The organism is Variovorax sp. P1_H12_2 (assembly GCF_056405335.1).
Genome location: NZ_JBFUCI010000716.1, coordinates 1 through 1,526, shown reverse-complemented (window position 1 = coordinate 1,526; position 1,526 = coordinate 1). Strand labels below are relative to the sequence as shown.

General features: G+C 66.3%; 1 protein-coding gene. It reads left to right on the top strand.

Features of this window, described 5'->3' with window-relative positions; genetic code table 11:
• The first annotated feature begins 121 nt into the window (after positions 1-121).
• On the top strand, positions 122-1,333 hold the full coding sequence (locus tag AC1D2K_RS34495; RefSeq protein ID WP_478094910.1) for an ABC transporter substrate-binding protein: 1,212 nt from the start codon (positions 122-124) through the stop codon (positions 1,331-1,333).
• Positions 1,334-1,526: the final 193 nt, after the last annotated feature.

Genomic DNA, 1,526 nt, shown 5'->3' with positions numbered 1-1,526 from the left:
GCGGCCGCCCGCTGGCGCGCATCGGCGGCCTGCAAGCCTCCGAGATCAAGGGTGAGGACGGGCTCCGTTGAGCCCGTTCGCCGCAAAGCTTTTCTTTCTGTTCGATCCCAAGGAGTTCCCGATGAATCCATTGCGCCTTGCCTTCACCGCGGCCGCCGTTGCCACGCTCGCCACTGCACTCGTTCCCGCGCATGCGCAGGGCGTGATCAAGATCGGCGAGATCAACAGCTACAAGGCGCAGCCCGCCTTCCTCGAGCCCTACAAGAAAGGCATGGAGCTGGCGGTCGACGAGATCAACGCCGCCGGCGGCGTCAACGGCAAGAAGATCGAGCTGATCAGCCGCGATGACAACGCCAACCCGGGCGACGCGGTGCGCGTGGCCGAGGAGMTGGTCTCGCGCGAGAAGGTCGACATCCTGGCCGGCACCTTCCTGTCGAACACCGGCATGGCGGTGGCCGACTTCGCCAAGCAGAAGAAGTTCTTCTTCCTGGCCGGCGAGCCGCTGACCGACAAGCTCACCTGGCAGGGCGGCAACGCCTACACCGTGCGCCTGCGCCCCGGCACCTACATGYAGGCCGCGATGCTGGTGCCCGAGGCGGCCAAGCTCAAGAAGAAGCGCTGGGCGGTGGTCTACCCCAACTACGAGTACGGCCAGTCGGCGGTCGCGGCCTTCAAGCAGCTGCTGAAGGCGGCCCAGCCCGACGTCGAATTCGTCGCCGAACAGGCCACGCCGCTGGGCAAGGTCGACGCCGGCAGTGTGGTGCAGGCGCTGGCCGATGCCAAGCCCGACGCGATCTTCAACGTGCTGTTCGGCGCCGACCTGTCGAAGTTCGTGCGTGAAGGCAACACCCGCGGCCTGTTCAAGGACCGCGAGGTGGTGAGCGTGCTGACCGGCGAGCCCGAGTACATGGATCCGCTCAAGGACGAAGCGCCCAACGGCTGGATCGTGACCGGCTACCCGTGGTACGGCATCACGACGCCGGCGCACAAGGCCTTCGAGCAGGCCTACCAGGCCAAGTTCAAGGACTATCCGCGGCTCGGCTCGGTGGTCGGCTACAGCATGATCAAGTCCGCCGCCGCCGGCATCGCCAAGGCCAAGAGCACCGACACCGAGAAGGTGGTCGCGGCCTTCAAGGGCCTGCAGGTGGACACGCCCTTCGGCAAGATCACTTACCGCGCCGAGGACAACCAGTCGACCATGGGCGCCTTCGTCGGCCGCACCAAGAACGACGGCGGCAAGGGTGTGATGGTGGACTACGTCTACCTCGACGGCGCAGACGCGAAGTACCAGCCTTCCGCCGCCGAGATCAAGAAATCCCGCGCAGCGGATTGAGATGGAAACACCCCCGAAGCGCCTGCGGCGCCGCCCCCTCAAGGGGGCGATACCAGCGGCCCGGCAAAGCCGGTTCCGCGGTATCCCTGGCCTCTGGCTGCGCCGGTATCGCGCGGCGGGGGGCATGCGGTCGCATGGCAGCTCCGTGGATCTGGCTTGAGCGTCTAGGAATATCGAATGAGCTTCTCCGGTT